Source organism: Hansschlegelia quercus (assembly GCF_004310425.1).
GTDB classification, from domain to species: Bacteria; Pseudomonadota; Alphaproteobacteria; order Rhizobiales; family Methylopilaceae; genus Methylopila; species Methylopila quercus.
In genome coordinates, this window is sequence record NZ_SIUB01000002.1 from 217,649 (window position 1) to 232,923 (window position 15,275).

Sequence of the window (15,275 nt, forward strand, 5' to 3'; positions counted from 1 at the left end):
CCTCGTCGGATCGCGCATATCGACGAAGTGACGAGCGCCGGCGCGCCATCGCCGCTTCGGTCGGAATCCCAGTGGCATAACGGCAACATCGGTCACGACGTGGCGTTCAGGCCATGTTCATTGGCCGTAATCGCCGCCATTCAGCCACAAAGACGGGACTATTACGTCACTCAACTCGCTGAAGAACTTCGCCATCGAGTAACGCCGGGCCGGGGGGCCGGGTCGTTCCAACCACAGCGGGTCGCGTGGCGTTCCGAATCCTTCCTGCCTCGGCCTAGAGCGCCGTCGCAGGAGGCCCAGGCCGCCCGCCGGAACGACGGAAAGGGGCGCGTATCGCCCCGAAGGAATTTGGGCGGAATGGACGCGAAAGTCTTCGACAAGACGAAACTGCCGAGCCGGCACGTCACGGAAGGTCCGGCGCGCGCGCCGCATCGTTCGTATCTCTACGCGATGGGCCTCACCAAGGAGCAGATCCACCAGCCGCTGGTCGGCGTGGCCTCCTGCTGGAACGAAGCCGCGCCCTGCAACATCTCGCTGATGCGCCAGGCGCAGGCGGTGAAAAAGGGCGTTTCTGCCGCGAACGGTACGCCGCGCGAGTTCTGCACCATCACCGTCACCGACGGCATCGCCATGGGCCACGAGGGCATGAAGGCGTCGCTCGCCTCCCGCGAGGTCATCGCCGACAGCGTTGAGCTCACCATCCGCGGCCACTCCTACGACGCGCTGGTCGGCCTCGCCGGCTGCGATAAGTCGCTGCCGGGCATGATGATGGCCATGGTGCGCCTCAACGTGCCGTCGATCTTCATCTATGGCGGGTCGATCCTGCCCGGTTCTTTCCGCGGCCAGCCGGTCACGGTGCAGGACCTGTTCGAGGCTGTCGGCAAGCATTCGGTCGGCGACATGTCGGCGGACGACCTCGACGAGCTCGAGCAGGTGGCGTGCCCCTCGGCTGGCGCCTGCGGCGCGCAGTTCACCGCGAACACCATGGCGACCGTGTCCGAGGCCATCGGCCTCGCGCTGCCTTACTCCGCTGGCGCGCCCGCGCCTTACGAGATCCGCGACCGGTTCTGCATGGCGGCCGGCGAGCAGATCATGGAGCTGATCGCGCGCAACATCCGCCCGCGCGACATCGTCACGCGCAAGGCGCTGGAGAACGCCGCGACAGTCGTCGCGGCTTCCGGAGGCTCGACAAATGCAGGTCTGCACCTGCCTGCGATCGCCCATGAATGCGGCATCGAATTCGACCTGTTCGACGTCGCTGAGATTATGCGGCGCACGCCCTATATCGCCGATCTCAAGCCCGGCGGGCGCTACGTCGCCAAGGACATGTTCGAAGTCGGCGGCATCCCGCTGCTGATGAAGACGCTGCTCGACCATGGCTTCCTGCACGGCGATTGCCTCACCGTGACCGGCCGGACCATCGCCGAGAACCTTGCTTCGGTGAAATGGAACCCGCATCAGGACGTGGTGCGGCCGGCGAACGATCCGATCACCGCAACCGGCGGCGTCGTCGGCCTGCGGGGGAACCTCGCGCCTGACGGCGCCATCGTTAAGGTCGCGGGGCTCAAGAACCAGCATTTCAGCGGCCCGGCGCGCTGCTTCGACGGCGAGGAGGCCTGCTTCGAGGCCGTCAGCTCGCGCGCTTACGAGGAAGGCGAAGTGCTCGTCATCCGCTACGAGGGCCCCAAGGGCGGCCCCGGGATGCGCGAGATGCTGTCCACGACCGCGGCCCTCTACGGGCAGGGCATGGGCGACAAGGTGGCGCTCATCACGGACGGGCGCTTCTCCGGCGCGACGCGCGGCTTCTGCATCGGCCATGTCGGTCCGGAAGCCGCTGTCGGCGGCCCGATCGGGCTGATCCGGGACGGCGACATCATCACGATCGACGCCGTGGAGGGCACGATCGAAGTCGCCCTCAGCGACGAGGAGCTGGAAGCCCGCCGGCAGGACTGGAAGCCGCGCGACCACGGCTTCGGCTCCGGGGCGATCTGGAAGTTCGGGCAGGGCGTCGGTCCCGCGCGGTTCGGCGCTGTGACCCACCCCGGCGCCAAGTTCGAGCGGCGCGCCTATGCGGACGTCTGACCGAGTATCCCTTCTCGGTTTGGCGGCGCTCACCTTCGTCGCGAGCGTCGGCGGCGCCTGCGCATTCGAAGGCGCCGGGCAGAAGAAAGAACAGGTTTCGCCCTATCAGGCGTTCCAGACGGGCGCCCGCGCCTATATGGCGGGCGACAAGGCCGCGGCGGTGACCTCGCTGCTCGACGCCGCCAAGCGCGGACACGCCATGGCGCAGTGGAAGCTCGGCCGCATGTACGCCGAGGGCGACGGCGTCGAGCGCGACGACGCCAAGGCGTTCGATTATTTCAGCCAGGTCGCGAACGCGCACGCCGACGACGAGCCCTACACCGACCAGTCGCGCTTCGTCGCCAACGCCTTCGTGGCGCTCGGCAATTACTATCTCGACGGCGTGCCGAACAGCCCGATTAAGCCGGACGCCTCGCGCGCCCGCGAGATGTTCTCCTACGCCGCCTCGTATTTCGGCGACCCGGACGCGCAGTACAATCTGGCCCGCATGTATATCGACGGGCCGGACGGCGAGAAGGATCCGCGACAGGCGGCGCGCTGGCTCGGTCTCGCCGCCAACAAGGGTCAGCGCGAGGCGCAGGCGGTGCTCGGCCGCATGCTGTTCAACGGCATCCAGGTGCCGCGCCAGCGCGCCCGCGGCCTGATGTGGCTGACGCTCGCCAACAACGCCGCGGGCCCCGGCGACCGCTGGATCGGCCAGCTTTACGAGGAAGCAAACGCGCAAGCCTCCGATGAGGACCGCGAGACCGCCGGCGCCTATGTCGCGGCCTGGAACAAGGACCGCTGAGGCGGTCGCTTTCCGACGGAAATACCCAGGAAGGATGAGCGCGCCGCCGTTGCTCCGGGACAAGTCCGGAATGACGGCGGCGCTTTTTTTTGGACTAGGCCGGCCCGACCTGTCTTTTCAGGCCGCGCGGACGTTGCCGAGGAAGTGCTCGACTTCCGCCGCGAGCTGTTGCGACTGGCCAAGAAGGTCGTCAGTGGCGCGTGCGACGTCACCCGCCGCCAGCCCTGCATCGCCTGCCGCCTGAGCGACCTCCGAGATGTCGGAGGTCATCGCGGTCGAGCCTGCAGAGGCGTGGCCCATGCTGCGCACGATCTCCTGCGTCGTCGCGGTCTGCTCCTCCACCGCCGAAGCGATCGCGGTCGAGACCTCGTTCATCGCCTGAATCTGGCCGGTGATCGTGCGGATCGCGCCGGATGCGCTGCCCGTCGCCTGCTGGATGGACGACACGTGCTGACCGATCTCGGCCGTCGCCTTGGCGGTCTGGCCAGCGAGCGCCTTCACCTCGGCTGCAACCACCGCGAAGCCGCGGCCGGCCTCGCCTGCGCGCGCTGCCTCGATCGTGGCGTTGAGAGCGAGCAAGTTGGTCTGATTGGCGATTTCGGAGACAAGACCAACGACGTCGCCGATCCGCGTCGCGGCGCTTGCAAGCGTAGCGATCACGCTCTCCGCCTGCGCCGCGCCTTCGACTGCGGAGGAGGACATGGACGCCGCCTCTTCGACGCGGGAGCCGATATGGCTGATCGTGTCGGCCAACTCCTGCGCGGCCGAGGTCACGGCGTTGATGTTGGCCGCCGTGCGCTCGGCCTCTATCGCGACCGATGAGGAGCGCTCCGCGGCGCCGTCGACGGTCGTGCGCATCGCGCCCGACGCGGTCTGTAGGCCGGATATGGAGACGCCGACGCGCGAGACGATGCCGCCGACGGACTGTTCGAACCGGTCCGCGAGGTCGCGCAGCATGGCGCGGCGGGCGGTCTCCTCACGCATGCGGGCGGCTTCGGTGGTCTTCAGTTGCTCCGCAGCTTCCTCGAGCGAAACGTCGCGGATGATGGCGACCGCACGGGCGATGTCGCCGATCTCGTCCTTGCGCCTGCTGCCGGCGACCTCGGCGACTTCCTGACGAGCGGCGAGCGCCTGCAAGGCGCGGGTGAGGGCGCCGAGCGGACGGACGATCGATCGGGCGAGCAGCATGCCGAGCAGGGCGGTCAGCGCCAGCACGCCGGCCGCTGACAGCGCCAGAAGGCGCGTCAGAGCGTCGGCCGCAGCCGTCGCCTCGCTCTTCGCCTGTTCCGCCAGGACCGCCCAACGGCCGCCGAAAACGTCCACGCTGGCCGAGGCCGCCATGCGGTCCACGCCGTCGCGCGCGAACTCGAACGGCGCGCCGCTCTTCAGGCCGCCAGCGTCAACGCCGAGCTTCGAAGCGGGGTCGCCCGCCTTCGCAGCGCCGGCCGCGAGCGGCGGATTGCTGCGCAGCAGCCCGTCGTCGAGACCGACAGCCATCGTCTCGCCCGTATCGCCGAGGCCGACCCGCTTCGAAAGCGTCTGATCGAACAATGCGGGCGCCATCCGCATCAGCACATAGCCGATGCGCTCGTTCGACTGAGTCGAGCCCATCGCGACGTTCGCCTTGCGGCTGACCGCCTTGCCTATGAAAGCGGAAGGCCCGCCGACCGGATAGGGTGCGAAATCCTGCGATACCAGGTCTTCGCTCTCCTGCGCCTTCAGGCGCTCGAAGATCTTGGAGAGGCCGGACGTCGACAGTTCGCTGTCGGCGACCGACAGGCCGAAATCAGCGCTCTTGGTCGCGGTGTAGACCACGCGCCCGTCATTGTTCAGGAAGAGGAGGTCGGCGTAGCCGTGCTCGCTCACCAGCCGGCGGCCTACCTCCTGCACCTTGGCGTGGCGCCGGCCATAGGTCGTGTTGGTGTCGAGCCCATCCAGCGCGACGCGCTGCTCGACGGTCTCGGGCTTGCGGAACAGGTCGACAAGCGTCTGATAATCCGGCCGCGCCGGGTCAAGATTCTCCGCGATGTCGCCGAAGTTCTGCTGGATCAGCGGATGGGCCGCGGCGGACAGGAAGTCGGCCCGGGCGCGGGCTGCGATCAGCTCGATCGCCTCAACCCGCGCGTTCGCGGCGGAGCGCAGACGCTCGCCGGTCTCGTCGATCATTCCGCTGCGCGCGGAATACCAGCTGATGCCGCCCATCAGGGCCGCGCTGACAAGCGCGAGCCCGATGGTCGTCGCGGGGAGGCGCACCTTGAGCGTTGAAAGGTTGGGCACAGGAAGCGTTCCGGGAGAAGGGCTGCGGTCCCCGCAAGCTCTCAGACGCTGCTAATAATAAGGTTAAGGAGCCCCGCGACCCGCGGCCGCAGGCTTCAGAACGCAAACTCCGCCAGCGCCGGCACGTGGTCCGACGGCCGCTCCCAGGCGCGGACATGGCTGTCGATGCGAACCCCGGTGAGCGCGTCGGCCGCTTGCGCCGAGAGCAGCAGGTGGTCGATGCGGATGCCGTTGTTCTTCTGCCAGGCGCCGGCCTGATAGTCCCAGAAGGTGTAGAGGCCGGCATCATCGGCGCAGGCGCGCAGAGCGTCGGTGAGGCCGAGCGCGGTCAGGCGGCGCCAGGCGGCGTGGGTCTCCGGCCGATAGAGCGCGTCGCCGACCCAGGTCTCCGGACGCTTGGCGTCCCGCGCATCGGGGATGACGTTGAAGTCGCCGGCGATGATAAAGGGCTCCTCGAGCGCGAGACGCGTCTCGGCGTGGCGGCGCAGCCGCTCCATCCAGTCCAGCTTGTAGCCGTATTTTAGCGTATCGACGGGATTGCCGTTCGGGAGGTAGATGCCGGCGATCCGCACGACGCCCGTCGCGGTCGAGACGGCCGCCTCGATGAAGCGGGCTTGTTCGTCCTCGTCCTCTCCGGCGAGTCCGATCGTCACGTCCTCCAGCGGCAAGCGGGAGAGCAGGGCGACGCCGTTATAGGATTTCTGCCCGTGGACCGCGGAGGAATAGCCGGCCTCCTCGATCTCGGCCGTCGGAAACGCGTCGTCGACGCACTTGATCTCCTGCAGGCAGACGACATCTGGCTGAGCTTCCTTCAGCCAACGCAACAGCAGGTCAAGCCGAGATTTGACGGAGTTCACGTTCCAGGTCGCGACCAGCACCGACGGGCTCCACGATCACGAGTCTAAGGCCGATCACCGATAGACGAAAAAAAGGCCGCCCGCGAGACGGGCGGCCAAGTCTAGGGAGGAAACGCCCTAGGAGGGCAACGACGAAAAGCGCAAACCGTTCGTCGTGGCAATTACTTGAACGGTTCCTTTGTATTTTTCCAGTGGTGCGATCGATTTCGAGCCCGCGCGAAACGCCGCAGCCGGGCGCAAGTCGATTGATAGAAGAATTCTATCAATTTCGCGGCGGTCATGCGTCGTCCTGCAGAATTTCCTCGGCGGTCTCGTCGTCGATCTCGGCGAAGACCTCGCGCAGAATGAAAAGCGCGTTCACGGCGGCCGGAAAGCCCGCGTAGACCGCCATCTGCGTGATGATTTCAACAATTTCGTTTCGGGTGAGCCCGACGTTCAATCCGCCGCGGATGTGCCAGCGCAATTCACGTTCGGCGTGGCCCAGCGTCACCAGCGCCGCGATCGTCGCGATCTGACGCGAGCGCAGGTCGAGCCCCGGTCGTGAGTAGACGTCGCCGAACGGGAAATCGACCAGCATGTCGGCGAAGTCGGGCGCGATCTGCTTCAGAGCCGCAACCACTCCGTCGCCTGTCGCGGAATGGATGCGGGACAGGGTCTTCTCTCCGCGCTCGCGACGGGTCTCTTCGCGCTCGTTCTCTGACATCGTAGCTCGTCTCCCTGGGTCCATCGCCTTGACATGGCCTGCGCCGGCCTGCTTTGCAGCCGCAACGATAAAAGACGGCCGAGGACGCGTCAGTTGACCACAGCCTTGATCTTTCCCGGACAGGGAAGCCAGCAGGTCGGCATGGGCCGAGCGCTCGCCGACAACTTCTCGGTCGCGCGGATCGTGTTCGAAGAGGTCGACGCCGCGCTTGGAGAGGCGCTGTCGAGGACGATCTTCGAGGGACCCGATGACGCGCTTACGCTGACGTCGAACGCCCAGCCCGCGCTGATGGCGGTCAGCATCGCGACGCTTCGCGTGCTGGAGGCCGAAGCCGGCCTCGACGTCGCCCGCCACGCGGCCTTCGTCGCTGGCCATTCGCTTGGCGAATATTCCGCGCTCGCCGCCGCCGGCAGCCTCGCCGTGCCGGACGCGGCCCGGCTGCTGCGCATCCGCGGCGACGCCATGCAGAAGGCCGCGCCCGTCGGCGCAGGCGCCATGGCCGCGCTGCTCGGGCTCGACCTCGAAACCGCGCGCGCCGTTGCGGCGGAAGCCGCAGAGGACGACGTCTGCCAGTCTGCGAACGACAACGCGCCGGGTCAGGTGGTGATCTCCGGCTCCAGGGCCGCGGTCGAGCGCGCGCTCGTCATCGCCAAGACCCGCGGAGCGAAGCGCGCCCTGCTGCTGCCGGTCTCCGCGCCCTTCCATTGCGCGATGATGCAGCCTGCCGCCGACGTGATGCGCGAGGCGCTGAGCCATGTGCGGATCGCGGCGCCGAGAGCGCCCGTCGTCGCGAACGTCACAGCGAGCCCGCTAACCGACCCCGAAGCGATCCGCGCGAGCCTGGTGGCGCAGGTCACCGGCGCGGTGCGCTGGCGCGAGTCGGTCGCCTTCATGGCGGGCGCTGGCGTCACGCGCTTCGTCGAGATCGGCGCCGGCAAGGTGCTCGCGGGCCTCGTCAAGCGCATCGCCGCCGACGTCACCGCCGAGTCCGTCGGCGCGCCCGAAGACGTCGCCCGCGTGAAGGCCGAATCCGGCTTCGCGAGCGCGGCCTGATCTCTTGAGGAGCTGAGATGTTCGATCTGACCGGCCGCTACGCTCTCGTCACCGGCGCGACTGGCGGCATTGGCGGCGCCATCGCCCGCGCGTTCCATGCCCAGGGTGCGACCGTCGCGTTGTCGGGCACGCGCGCAGAGGTTCTAGAGCAGCTCGCGGCGGAGCTCGGCGAGCGCGCTCATGTCGTGCCGGCGAACCTCAAGGACGAGGCCGCTGTCGACGCGCTTCCGGGCGCGGCCGAAAGCGCGATGGGCGGGCTCGACATCCTCGTTCACAACGCCGGCGTCACCCGCGACAATCTCTTCCTCCGGATGAAGGACGAGGAGTGGTCGGAGGTTCTGGCGGTTAATCTGTCGGCGGGCTTCCGCCTCTACCGCGCAGCGCTCAAGGGGATGATGAAGCGGCGCTACGGGCGCCTGATCGGCGTGACGTCTCTCGTCGGCGTCACTGGCAATCCGGGGCAGGGCAATTACGCGGCGTCCAAGGCCGGCCTCATCGGCATGTCGAAGTCGCTCGCGGCCGAAGTCGCGAGCCGCAACATAACGGTCAACTGCGTGGCGCCGGGCTTTATCGAGAGCCCGATGACCGAAGCCCTAAACGAAAAGCAGCGCGAAGGCGGGATATCCCGCATCCCAGCCGGGCGGTTCGGGCAGGGTGACGAGGTCGCCGCTGCCGCCGTCTATCTCGCAAGCAGCGAGGCCGCTTATGTCACAGGGCAAACCCTTCACGTGAACGGCGGAATGGCCATGATCTGACCGTCATTAAGGCGGATTGGCGCCGTCTGGCGCAGGCCTGATGATCATGTTAACTAGCCGCGGTTTCGAGGAGGCGGCGGCTGGTCAAATCGCGACTCTTTCGGACGGTCCGGCGGCGACGCAGACAAAAAACGTTGCCGGGAGCGAATTGCGCCTTCAATAAAACCGCCCGTAGGGAATCACGGACCTGAACCGACAGTTCGGCGGCGGTCCGGCGGGGCGATCTTCCGGATCGAACAAACGAGGAAATGAGAACGATGAGCGACATTGCCGAACGCGTGAAGAAGATCGTCATCGAACATCTCGGCGTCGACGCCGAAAAGGTCACCGAGAACGCCAGCTTCATCGACGATCTCGGCGCCGACAGCCTCGACACTGTCGAGCTCGTCATGGCCTTCGAGGAAGAGTTCGGCTGCGAAATTCCGGACGACGCCGCCGAGACGATCCTGACCGTCGGCGACGCCACGCGCTTCCTCGAGAAGAACGCCGCGCAGGCCTGAAGTCCGGGGCGCCGTATCTCACGGCGCTATGCGATTGCATGAAGTGAGGAACGCAGCATGAGACGGGTCGTCGTGACCGGCCTCGGCATGGTCTGTCCTCTCGGCGCCGGCGTCGAGACTGTCTGGAGCCGGCTGATCGCCGGCGAAAGCGGTCTAACCAAGATCGGCCAATTCCCTGTCGATGACCTGCCGGCCCGCGTGGCCGGCAGCGTGCCGCGCGACGGCTCGCCCGGCTCCTTCGACGCCGACAGCGTCATGGAGCCGAAAGAGCAGCGCAAGGTCGACGACTTCATCATCTACGCGGTCGCCGCCGCCGAGGAGGCGTTGGCGGACTCCGGCTGGAAGCCGCAGACGGAAGACGAGCGCTACGCCACGGGCGTGCTCATCGGCTCCGGCATCGGCGGCCTCAAGGGCATCGAGGACGCCGCAATCGTCCTTCACGAAAAGGGCCCGCGCCGCATCTCGCCCTTCTTCATTCCGGGTCGCCTGATCAATCTGGCCTCGGGCCACGTCTCGATCCGCCACGGCCTCAAAGGCCCGAACCACGCCGTCGTCACCGCCTGCTCGACGGGCGCGCACGCGATCGGGGACGCGTCCCGGTTCATCGCGCTCGGCGACGCCGACGTCATGGTGGCGGGCGGGGCGGAATCGCCGATCAGCCGGCTTGGCGTCGCGGGCTTCATCGCCTGTCGGGCGCTGTCCACGAACTTCAACGACACGCCGGAGCGCGCCTCGAGGCCCTACGACAAACAGCGTGACGGCTTCGTCATGGGCGAAGGAGCGGGCGTCGTGGTGCTCGAGGAGCTGGAGCACGCCAAGGCGCGCGGCGCGAAGATCTACGGCGAAGTCGTCGGTTATGGCCTGTCGGGCGACGCCTACCACATTACGGCGCCGGCGATGGACGGCGACGGCGCGTTCCGCTGCATGCAGATGGCGCTGAAGCGCGCCGGCATCCAGGCGAGCGAGATCGACTACATCAACGCCCACGGCACCTCGACCCCACTCGGCGACGAGATCGAGCTCGGCGCCGTCACACGCCTTGTCGGCAACGCCGCGGGCAAGATCACGATGTCTTCTACCAAGTCGGCGATCGGCCATCTGCTCGGCGCGGCGGGCTCCGTCGAGGCGATCTTCTCTCTGCTCGCGATGCGCGATGGCGTCGCTCCGCCGACCCTCAACCTCGAAGATCCCTCGGTTGACACCGCGCTCGATCTCGTGCCGCAGAAGGCGAAGTCGATGCCGATCGACGTCGCGCTGTCGAACTCGTTCGGCTTCGGCGGCACCAACGCCTCGCTCGTGTTCAGGCGGCTCGCCGCCTGAGGCCTGAACGGCAAGTCGGCCGGAGCGGCTTTCGCCACATTCGCCTGTCATGTGACGCTCCCGCCCCGTGGGGTCCGAACGGCGGGGCTTAGGAGACGCGATCGTGTCGAGCGACGAACCTTCGCGGGGACCCGGCGTGAACGAGCCATTCTCTGGCCGTCCGCAGGGGGAACCGGGTGCGGCCTCCGACCGCCCGCGGCCGCGGCTCGTCGCCGCCACGCCCATGGCGACCGAGCCGCCTCCCGCTGAGGAGACGCCGAAGTCGAAAACCGCAACGGCCGCTCCGCCCCAGAAGCGGGCGCGCAGGCGCGACAGCGCGTTTGTCGGTTATCTCAGCGGCCTCTTCACCTTCCTGACGCTGCTCGTATTCCTGGCGGGCGGCGCGCTCTACTGGGCGAAGGCGCGCTTCGACGGCCGCGGGCCGCTGGAGAAAGACGCCACCGTCATGATCCAGCGCAATCAGGGCCTCTCCGAAATCTCGGAGGCGCTCACGCGCGGCGGCGTCATCGACCAGCCGAAGCTGTTCGAGTTCGGCGTGCGCTTCTACGGGCAGAACGACAAGCTGCGCTATGGCGAGTTCGCGTTCCCGGCGGGCGTCAGCATGCGGGAGGCGATGGAGATCATCGCGTCCGGCAAGTCGATCGAATACACGGTGACCATTCCGGAAGGGCTGACGAGCCTGCAGATCGTCGACCGCCTGCGGGACCAGCCGCTGCTGACCGGCGACATCAAGGACACGCCGCCGGAAGGCTCGCTCCTGCCTGAGACCTACAATTTCACGCGCGGCGCGGCGCGCCAGCAGATCGTCCAGCGCATGCAGCAACTCCACAAGGAGGTGGTGCAAAAGGCCTGGGATTCGCGCCGGCCGACCCCGGGCGTGAAGACGCCCGAGGATCTCGTCACGCTGGCCTCGCTGGTCGAGAAGGAGACCGGGATCGCGGAGGAGCGGCCGCGGGTCGCCGCGGTGTTCGCGAACCGGCTGGCCCGCGGCATGCGGCTGCAGTCCGATCCCACCATCGTCTACGGCCTCGTCGGCGGCCGCGGCACGCTTGGGCGCAGCCTGAACCGCACCGACATCCAGTCGCGCACGCCCTACAACACCTATGTCGTTCCGGGGCTTCCTGCGGGGCCGATCGCCAATCCCGGCCGCGACGCGATCGAGGCCGCCGCCCAACCTGCGGAGACGAAGGATCTCTACTTCGTGGCCGACGGTACAGGCGGCCACGCTTTCGCGCCGAGCCTCGTCGAACACAATCGCAACGTCGCGAAATGGCGCCAGATCGAGCGCACGGCCGGCGCTCCCGCCGACCGCCTCGCGCCCGACGCCGCGGCGGCCGAGGCCGATCAGGAAGAGCCGACTTCCGCGCCGCCGTCGAGCGCGCCCCCGCCTGCGCCCAAGAAGGGCGCGAAACCCCGGTAGAATCGCGCGCGCCATCTTCCGCGCGGCGGCCGCGCCGGATAAGGCTGCGGCGCTTTCCGTGGAGGCGTTGGACGACATGCCGCTCGCCAGCATGACAGGGTTTTCGCGCAGCGCCGGCGGGTCCGCGCGCGCGCGCTGGGTCTGGGAGCTGCGGTCGGTCAATTCCAAAGGCCTCGACCTTCGCATCCGCACGCCGCCGGGCTTCGACGCGCTTGAGCAAGCCGTACGGGCCGAAGCCTCCGCGCGGCTGAAGCGGGGCGCGATCCAGGCTTCGCTCACCATCGACCGCGTGGTGGGTCGGACGGAAATCCGCATCAACGAGGCGGCGCTTTCCGCGCTGGTCGCGGCCGCCGCCGCGATCGCCGAGAAGCTGCCCAGCGCGGCGCCGCTCAGCGTGGACGCGGCGCTCAGCCAACGCGGCATCGTCGAGATCGCGGAGGCCGAGGACAGCGCTGAGGAGCGCGCGGCTTTCGAGGCTGAGATCGTCCGCGGCTTGGTCGAGGCGCTCGATGCCCTTGTTGTGGCGCGCGCCCGCGAAGGCGCGGCTCTCGAAATCCTGCTGCTTGAGCGCGTCGCTACGATCGGCGAGCTCGCCGCACGCGCTGACGCGTGCCCCGCACGCTCGGCCGACGCGGTGGCGAAGAAGCTCGCCGATCAGGTCTCCGCGCTCGTCGGGACCGGCGTCGCGCTCGATCCCAACCGTCTGCATCAGGAAGCGGCGCTGCTCGCCACCCGCGCCGACATCCGCGAGGAGCTCGACCGGCTTTCCGCCCATGTCGAGGCGGCGCGCGCGCTGATCGGGGAGGGCGGGGCCGTAGGGCGCAGGCTCGATTTCCTGGCGCAGGAATTCTCGCGCGAGGCGAACACGCTTTGCGCCAAATCGAACGACCGGGCGCTGACCGCAATCGGCCTCGACCTCAAGGCCGTCGTGGAGCAGTTCCGCGAGCAGGTCCAGAACGTGGAGTGAGCGCGATGATCACGGTCCCGGTAGTCGCCGAGAAGGAGATGGTTCGCCGCGGCGTCGTCCTCGTTCTGTCGTCGCCCTCAGGCGCCGGCAAGTCGACGCTTACCCAGGCGTTGATGAAGCGCGCGGAAGGGCTGAACCTGTCGATCTCCGTCACCACCCGCGCGCGGCGCGGCAGCGAGATCGACGGCGTACACTACCACTTCATCAGCCAGCGCGAATTCGACGGGATGCGGGACAACAAGGAGCTGCTGGAGTGGGCGGAGGTGCACGGCAATTGCTACGGCACCCCCCGCCAGCCAGTCGAAGAGGCGCTGGCCCGCGGACAGGACATCCTGTTCGACATCGACTGGCAGGGAGCGCTGCAGGCGCGCGAAGCGATGCCGAACGACGTCGCGAGCGTCTTCGTGCTGCCGCCCTCCGCCGCCGAGCTCCGGCACCGCCTCGAGCGCCGCGCGGAGGATGCGCCAGAAATCATCGTGCGCCGCCTGCGCAACGCCGCCGTCGAGATCGCCCGCTGGACAGAGTACGATTACGTCGTCGTCAATGACGACCTGGACCGCTGCTACAACGAGATCCGCTCGATCCTCGAGGCCGAGCGGCTGAGGCGCGCCAGACGCGTCGCGATCGGCGAGTTCGCGGACCGGCTCGCGATCGAGCTGGGGCAGACGGAGAGCTGAGGGTCAGCCGTCAGCGCGACGCCCACGCGTTCGCGAGCGCGACAAAGCGGTCGACCGGGATCTCCTCGGCCCGCCGGGTCGGCTCGATCCCGGCCTGCTCCAGCAGCGCGGCGACATCGCCGAGGGTCTTCAGGCTCTGACGGAGCATCTTGCGGCGCTGGCCGAAGGCGGCCTGCGTGACGGTCTCCAGCGCCTTTACGGAGCAGGCGAGGGGATTTGCGCGGGGGGTCAGCCGCACCACCGACGACGTGACTTTCGGCGGCGGGACGAAGGCCTGCGGGCTCACGTCGAAGGCGATCCGCCCTTCGCAGCGCCAGCCGCACATCACGGCAAGCCGACCGTAGGACGCGTCGCCGGGCTGCGCCACGATGCGTTCCGCGACCTCGCGCTGGAACATCAGCGTCAGCCCGTCCCACCAGGGCGGCCAGCGATCACTCGTGACCCAGCCGAGCAGCAGGGGCGTCGCGATGTTGTAAGGCAGGTTCGCGACCACGCGCGCCGGCCCCTCGCCCGCGAGCGGGGCCATGTCGACCTCGAGCGCGTCACCCTCGATGATCTCAAGCTTGCCGGGATAGCGCGCCGCGATTTCCGCCAGCGCCGCCAGCGCGCGAGAATCCTTTTCGATCGCGACGACCTTCGCCGCGCCTTCCGCCAGCAGCGCGCGGGTGAGGCCGCCGGGACCGGGGCCGACCTCGATCACGGTCGCGCCCTTGATGCGTCCGCTGGCGCGGGCGATCCGCGATGTCAGGTTGAGGTCGAGAAGGAAGTTCTGGCCGAGGGACTTCTTCGCCGCGAGTTCATGCCGTTTGATGACTTCGCGGAGCGGCGGCAGGTCGTCGATCGCGCTCATTCGAGCGCAGGCTCGCGCGAAAGCCTGGCTGCGAGGTCCAACGCCGCCCTGAGGCTGGCGGGGTTGGCCTTTCCCGTGCCCGCGATGTCGAAAGCCGTGCCGTGGTCCGGCGACGTTCTGACGAAGGGCAGGCCGAGCGTGACGTTAACCGCGCGGTCGAAGGCGAGCGTCTTGACCGGGATCAACGCCTGGTCGTGATACATCGCGAGCGCGACGTCGTAGCGGGCGCGCGCCTCGGCATGGAACATCGTGTCCGCGGGATGCGGACCGGTCACGATGACGCCCTCGGCCTTCAGCCGCTCGACGGCCGGCGCGATGACCGCCTCGTCCTCGGAGCCGAGCACGCCCTGCTCCCCGGCGTGCGGGTTGAGGCCCGCGATCGCGACACGAGGATGCTCGATCCGAAAACGGCGCTTGAAGTCGCGCACGACGATGCGCGCGGTCTCGACGATCTCGTTCTCCGTCAGGCGATCAGGCGCCTCCCGCAAGGGGATGTGCACGGTGACGGGAACCACCGCGATTTCCTGCGCCCAGAGCAGCATGACTGCCCGCGCAGGCCGCCCCCACAACGCCTCGGTGAGCGCGCCGAGATATTCGGTGTGGCCCGGATGTGGGAAGCCGGCGGCGACCAGCGGCGCCTTGGCGATCGGCAGCGTCACGAGCGCGGAGCAGCGCCCGCTGTGGACGAATTCGACGCCGAGGCGGATCGCCTCGATGACGCCCTCCGCATCGTCGGTCGTTGCGCGGCCAGGCGCTGCTCGCGCGGCGCGGCCAGTCGGCATGACCGGGAAGCAATCCGGAAACAGCGGCCCGGCGGATTCCGGATCGGCCTCGGCAATCGGGACATCCAGTCCGACGAGCCGCGCGCGGGCTGCGAAGGCCGCAGGGTCGCCGACCGCGAGGAAAGGGGGGATCTCGACCTGGCCGCGCGCCGCCCAGAGGGCGAGAGCGAGCTCGATGCCGATCCCGGCGGGCTCGCCCATGGAAAGAGCGAGCGGCCGCATCGCGCGCGCGCCGGCAGGCGTCG

At 68.4% G+C, this 15,275-nt stretch carries 14 protein-coding genes; 9 read left to right on the forward strand and 5 right to left on the reverse strand.

Annotation, left to right across the window (positions count from 1 at the left end; all coding sequences use genetic code 11):
• Positions 1–357: 357 nt before the first annotated feature.
• Together ilvD and EYR15_RS05095 are read left to right on the forward strand one after the other, a co-directional pair.
• Positions 358–2,082 (forward strand): dihydroxy-acid dehydratase, encoded by a 1,725-nt coding sequence (ilvD, locus tag EYR15_RS05090; protein ID WP_131001817.1) that lies wholly within the window; start codon positions 358–360, stop codon positions 2,080–2,082.
• The gene (locus tag EYR15_RS05095) at positions 2,069–2,869 is read left to right on the forward strand and encodes a tetratricopeptide repeat protein (RefSeq protein WP_131001818.1); all 801 of its coding nucleotides are present in this window, start codon (positions 2,069–2,071) and stop codon (positions 2,867–2,869) included. Before ilvD ends, EYR15_RS05095 begins: the two co-directional genes overlap by 14 nt.
• A 117-nt stretch (positions 2,870–2,986) precedes the next feature.
• Here EYR15_RS05095 and EYR15_RS05100 read toward each other — a convergent pair whose 3' ends face one another.
• The 3 genes from EYR15_RS05100 to EYR15_RS05110 all read right to left on the reverse strand — a co-directional run bounded on the left by EYR15_RS05100 (position 2,987) and on the right by EYR15_RS05110 (position 6,706).
• A complete protein-coding gene (locus EYR15_RS05100; protein ID WP_131001819.1) occupies positions 2,987–5,146 on the reverse strand; it encodes a methyl-accepting chemotaxis protein in 2,160 nt (719 codons plus the stop codon).
• 95 nt (positions 5,147–5,241) lie between these two features.
• A complete protein-coding gene (gene xth / locus EYR15_RS05105; protein WP_131001820.1) occupies positions 5,242–6,024 on the reverse strand; it encodes an exodeoxyribonuclease III in 783 nt (260 codons plus the stop codon).
• 256 nt (positions 6,025–6,280) lie between these two features.
• Positions 6,281–6,706 (reverse strand): carboxymuconolactone decarboxylase family protein, encoded by a 426-nt coding sequence (locus tag EYR15_RS05110; RefSeq protein WP_131001821.1) that lies wholly within the window; start codon positions 6,704–6,706, stop codon positions 6,281–6,283.
• 93 nt (positions 6,707–6,799) lie between these two features.
• Here EYR15_RS05110 and fabD point away from each other — a divergent pair, with 93 nt between their 5' ends.
• From fabD to gmk, 7 genes are all read left to right on the forward strand, one after another.
• A complete protein-coding gene (fabD, locus tag EYR15_RS05115; protein ID WP_131001822.1) occupies positions 6,800–7,759 on the forward strand; it encodes an ACP S-malonyltransferase in 960 nt (319 codons plus the stop codon).
• Between the two features lie 17 nt (positions 7,760–7,776).
• Positions 7,777–8,514, forward strand: a complete 738-nt coding sequence (fabG, locus tag EYR15_RS05120) for a 3-oxoacyl-[acyl-carrier-protein] reductase (protein ID WP_131001823.1) — start codon at positions 7,777–7,779, stop codon at positions 8,512–8,514.
• Positions 8,515–8,771: 257 nt separating this feature from the next.
• The gene (locus EYR15_RS05125) at positions 8,772–9,014 is read left to right on the forward strand and encodes an acyl carrier protein (protein WP_131001824.1); all 243 of its coding nucleotides are present in this window, start codon (positions 8,772–8,774) and stop codon (positions 9,012–9,014) included.
• A 57-nt stretch (positions 9,015–9,071) separates the two neighbouring features.
• Complete coding sequence (gene fabF / locus EYR15_RS05130) at positions 9,072–10,334, forward strand: beta-ketoacyl-ACP synthase II (RefSeq protein ID WP_131001825.1); 1,263 nt, start codon at positions 9,072–9,074, stop codon at positions 10,332–10,334.
• 103 nt (positions 10,335–10,437) lie between these two features.
• Positions 10,438–11,754, forward strand: coding sequence for an endolytic transglycosylase MltG (gene mltG, locus EYR15_RS05135; RefSeq protein WP_245498159.1), 1,317 nt, complete (start codon positions 10,438–10,440; stop codon positions 11,752–11,754).
• Positions 11,755–11,830: 76 nt separating this feature from the next.
• Positions 11,831–12,721: a YicC/YloC family endoribonuclease gene (locus tag EYR15_RS05140; RefSeq protein ID WP_131001826.1), complete on the forward strand. Its 891-nt coding sequence runs from the start codon at positions 11,831–11,833 to the stop codon at positions 12,719–12,721.
• Between the two features lie 5 nt (positions 12,722–12,726).
• Positions 12,727–13,398: a guanylate kinase gene (gmk, locus tag EYR15_RS05145; RefSeq protein WP_131001827.1), complete on the forward strand. Its 672-nt coding sequence runs from the start codon at positions 12,727–12,729 to the stop codon at positions 13,396–13,398.
• 10 nt (positions 13,399–13,408) lie between these two features.
• On the opposite strand, the gene rsmA is transcribed toward gmk, so the two are convergent.
• Together rsmA and pdxA are read right to left on the reverse strand one after the other, a co-directional pair.
• Positions 13,409–14,248 carry a 16S rRNA (adenine(1518)-N(6)/adenine(1519)-N(6))-dimethyltransferase RsmA gene (rsmA, locus tag EYR15_RS05150; protein WP_131001828.1) on the reverse strand — a complete coding sequence of 280 codons (840 nt, stop codon included), beginning with the start codon at positions 14,246–14,248 and terminating at the stop codon, positions 13,409–13,411.
• The gene (gene pdxA, locus EYR15_RS05155) at positions 14,245–15,252 is read right to left on the reverse strand and encodes a 4-hydroxythreonine-4-phosphate dehydrogenase PdxA (protein WP_131002398.1); all 1,008 of its coding nucleotides are present in this window, start codon (positions 15,250–15,252) and stop codon (positions 14,245–14,247) included. Before pdxA ends, rsmA begins: the two co-directional genes overlap by 4 nt.
• Between the last annotated feature and the right edge of the window lie 23 nt (positions 15,253–15,275).